This window comes from Corallococcus llansteffanensis, assembly GCF_003612055.1.
GTDB lineage: Bacteria > Myxococcota > Myxococcia > Myxococcales > Myxococcaceae > Corallococcus > Corallococcus llansteffanensis.
This window is the reverse complement of the sequence record NZ_RAWB01000749.1, coordinates 1-4,122: the sequence shown is the minus strand read 5'-3', so window position 1 is coordinate 4,122 and position 4,122 is coordinate 1. Positions and strand designations below refer to the sequence as shown.

General features: G+C 58.9%; 3 protein-coding genes. 2 read left to right on the top strand and 1 reads right to left on the bottom strand.

Annotated elements, in window-relative coordinates; translation table 11 throughout:
* Window positions 1–127: 127 nt before the first annotated feature.
* A complete protein-coding gene (locus D7V93_RS39450) occupies window positions 128–1,405 on the bottom strand; it encodes a C39 family peptidase (protein WP_244237779.1) in 1,278 nt (425 codons plus the stop codon).
* 208 nt (window positions 1,406–1,613) lie between these two features.
* Between D7V93_RS39450 and D7V93_RS44680 the strand changes: the two genes are divergently transcribed.
* Together D7V93_RS44680 and D7V93_RS44675 are read left to right on the top strand one after the other, a co-directional pair.
* Window positions 1,614–2,375, top strand: coding sequence for a hypothetical protein (locus D7V93_RS44680; protein WP_147451586.1), 762 nt, complete (start codon window positions 1,614–1,616; stop codon window positions 2,373–2,375).
* Window positions 2,372–3,874 carry a helix-hairpin-helix domain-containing protein gene (locus tag D7V93_RS44675; protein WP_147451585.1) on the top strand — a complete coding sequence of 501 codons (1,503 nt, stop codon included), beginning with the start codon at window positions 2,372–2,374 and terminating at the stop codon, window positions 3,872–3,874. Before D7V93_RS44680 ends, D7V93_RS44675 begins: the two co-directional genes overlap by 4 nt.
* Window positions 3,875–4,122: the final 248 nt, after the last annotated feature.

The window sequence follows — 4,122 nt, the reverse complement described above, 5'->3', positions numbered from 1 at the left end:
ACCAAGCGGACTTCCGGTGCCTGCGCTTCGACGGCGGATGGTGGCTGCATGGGAAATCCCGCTCCTCCCCCTCATGTTTCTTCAACCGGAGGGCGACTGCGGTCTCTTCCAAACTACAACTGTAGGACTAGGGCAGCGGTTCGAGCCCCGGAGCGGGCAGGGCGGTGCCGGCGGGCCAGAGCACGTAGGCGGCGCCCCGGGAGTGCTGCCAGGCGCGCCACAGCTCGGCGCGCCGGTACGTCGCGCTGGTGGTCTCGTTGGAGCCGAAAGCAGGGTCGTTGACGACGACGTCGCCCTCGGCGGTGAAGCCCTTCACGACGATGAGGTGGCCGTCGGTGCGGCGGGCGGCGCCTCCGGCGAGCTCCCCGGGTTCGTACGCGATGCTGATGCTCACGGGGATGCCGGCGGCGACGAGCCGCTCCACGGGGGCGAAGGAGTCGAAGCGGGCGACGAGCCCGTGCAGGGCGCCGTTCGCCATGTGGGCGGCATAGGCGGTGTTGAAGGGCCAGTTGCCGGTGCCCTTGTAGACCCAGTCATAGGTGTGGGCGGCGGCGGTGGGCACGGGGTGCTCCAGCTCCGCGACACCCAGCTTCCGGCTCCAGTAGCCGAGCAGCATGGTGGTGGACGTGGGGGAGCACCAGACCTCGCCGCCGTCGGGGTAGATCATCTGTGAGTAGCCGGGCACGTCCAGCACGGTGCCCCACGCGGTGCGGTCCGCGGCGGCGTCCGCGGCGGGCTTCATGCGCGTGTCGGTGACGGCGGCGGCGAGCCCGCGGACGCGGGGGCTGGCGTCGGGGCGCTCGGAGAAGAGGAACACGGTGACGCGCAGGGCGTCCGCGCGGCGCTTCAGGTTGAGCGTGTCGGTGAGCACGGTGCCGTCCGCGTCACCCTGGCCGTCCACGCTGTGGCGCGCGACGGTGGCCGCGTCGAAGGCCCAGACGCCCAGGTCATAGTCCTTCGTCCAGGAGCCCTCGATGCGCGCGGCGACGGTGAGCTTCACCCAGGTGCCCGGAGGCGTCTGCGCGTCGAAGGACGGCACCACGCTGTCGAAGCCGCCGGGGACGGACTGGACCTCGGACGTGGCCGTGCCGAAGCGGAACGTGCCGCCGTTGTAGAAGGTGCCGCCGTCCAGCCAGCCGCCCGCGGGGAACGGGTCGGTGCCCTCCTTCGCGGCGGTGTCCAGCTCCAGCGTACCGTCCGGAGCGACGCGGGTGCCGTCGCGGGTGAAGCGTGCGAGGTCGCCCGTCGCGGCCGTGCGCTGCCACAGCCGCGCAGGGGAGCCTGCCTCGGCCTGCGGCGCGTCCGTGGACGGCGATGGAGACGAGGAGACGCAGGCCCCGACGAAGGCGGCCAGCAGGACGGCGGAGAGGAGTCGGGCGCGGGCGTTCACAAGCAAGAGTCTCACCGACGGTCGTGCGAACTTACAAGGAAATCCAGCCAAAGTGGAGAAGTCCGGACTGAAGACATTTTGTCCAGGGCACCACCAGCCAAGAACGCACGCAATTTCTAGAGGCTATTGCGGTCGAGTGTAAAAAAGCCTCTGTGGGCGCACAGATATGTAAGACTGAGTTCGTCTGTGACCATGTCAGTAATGAACAATCTGGAGTGGATGCGTGCCCAACGACCTTAGCCTCTTAACTTGCGGCAATCCTGGCGCTGCTCTCCAAAATTCGGAGCTGGGCCAGATCCTCTCACATATCCAGAGTACAATGGATTATGTGATGACCCAAATCTCCTGGTTGAGCGAACAGGATGGCGGGCGCGTGTCTATGTTCGGCCCTTTCTTAGGGCGCTCGCTGCTTGAGCTAGCAGCCACCGCATTGGTTGGCCGACTTGATCCGTTGCGCCTCTTGGTTGTCCGCCAAGTTCAAGCTCAGCCTGGCTATGACACGGAAATTCCCTGGAAGGCATCAATCCGATGGCAAGGAGATGTCCTCTCGGGCAGCAAAATTCAAGGCCTATGGGGAAGTGCGCTGGAATACGAAAAAGTCACCAAGGCTCTTCTTGGGGACTATTACGATCATCTAATTTGGAGGCCAGCCGTTCAATACATGCTTGGCGGAGGAAGCCAGGGTGGAGGGAATTGGTTTGCACAGCTTGGCGCTATTTCTCCCGACTCGTTTGTGAATAGAAAAAGAGATGAAATTGGGCGGCTCTATTCTTCACTCTCAAAGGGGATTCATCATGAGTTTGTGTTGCCGCCCGGGTCCCGGTATGATCGTGCGACTGTTGTAGACTTGGTCCAGCGTGCCACACACCAGATTGCTGATATCGCGTTGGTATCCCACTTTGTTGCGCATGCATCTGCTTCGTTGAGTCACGCTGATGCGCTGGCGGCATTTAACCGATTTGAGAACGTTGAGGTGATGAAATGAGCCAGGAAGCCGAAACCCAAGCGGAGTTGATCCTGGCGGCGGAGGATTGTGCCCCAGAGTTGTTCGATGAATTGCATCGATTCTCAACTCTGAATGATCGGCGCATAATAACAACACTTATCGCCCACGGTCCCGTACTGCTTCGTGGAGGGCGCGGAACTGGAAAGAGTGCCTTTATGATTGCGGCCTCAAGGCAACTAGATCCCTTGACGCCTACTTCAACTGCGGTGGGTATCTACATGAGCCTTCGTCACGCACCGCTTCTGAAAAGTACGGGGGATGCGTATGAAAGGATTCTTGCTCAAATTATTATTCGGCAGGTCCAAGACACCCTTGGCGGACGGGCGGGGGATTTCGATCCATCTCCTGATGTTGGTTCTGTGCAGCATGCGCTTTCGAAGCTTGCGAGTAAACTTGGCAAGCGTATTGTTCTCTTCTTCGACGATGCTGCACACCTCGGGCGTGAAGCTTCGCTTGAGGAGTTTTTCGATATTTATCGAACGCTCTCGAGTAGCGCTGTTTCATGCAAAGCCGCTATTTATCCTGGAGTGACTCGGTTTGGTGTGCGTTTTGATGTGTATAATGACGCGACCGTTATCGATTTGCTCAGGAGTGAGGAGTTTCCTGGGTTTGGGGATACTTTTCTTGAGGTGATGGCTGCTCGATATCCTGATGCGTTTGGAGAGAATGTTTTTCGAGCCAGCCTGTCTAAGCAGGCGGTGGCGACTTTTCTTGCTCAGTCGACACTTGGGAATATGAGGGGGTTTGTTTTTGCGTGTAATGCGCTGAAGGTGGTGTGCGCTGATGGTCGAAATGTTGGGCTCCCTGAGTTGGGCGAATCTTTGATTCAGTTGGCGCGAAACTATTACTGGCCTTTGCTGGATGAAATTCAGCCGAAGCTAGGGAAGTACGAGCCGATGGTGTCGGTCGCTCGGCAGATTGCGGAGTTGGTTTTCGAGGAGTGCGGCCAGAAGCCAAGGAATCCTCGTGATATGTTGGTTTACCGCGAGATCGATGAGAGGCTGGCTAAGCCTCTTCAGATTCTTGAGTATGCAGGGTTCATCTCAAAGCGTGAGGCTTCGCGCGCAATGAAATCGGGTGGTCGCGGCGCACGTTACGCTCTTAATCTTTGTGCCTTGCTAGAGCAGACGCCTGGTGCTCGATTGACAAAGGAGCTATTTGATCGATGGACGACTGCTCCTCGCGAGGAGGCCGTTCAATTCAACAAGGCAAGTAAGCTTGCGTCGATTCCATTGCCGGCTTTGCCGGAGTCTGCCGATCTGGCGATCTTCAATGAACCAATTGAAAAGCTCGGAAAATCTCCTGCTTATCCGTATGGCTTAACAAGGCAGAAGATCCAAGTCTTGACTGAGGCTGGAATTCATACTGTTGGGGATTTGGCCGAAGTGGATGATGAGACGCTTGATGCTTTGCCGAAAATTGGAGATGCCATGGTTCAGAGGATACGTAACGTGCTTGGGCAGGCAATCTGGATGTAAACGCTAAAACTGAGTTCGGAATTGGTTCGTGAGGATGAGAGCGCAGGTGGGTGGGAGAAAGTCGATGGAGTTCTCGGCTTTCACCTCGTAGCGGGTGAAGAGGCGGAAGAAGTGGAGCTAGTCCTACAGTTGTAGTTTGGAAGAGACCGCAGTCGCCCTCCGGTTGAAGAAACATGAGGGGGAGGAGCGGGATTTCCCATGCAGCCACCATCCGCCGTCGAAGCGCAGGCACCGGAAGTCCGCTTGGT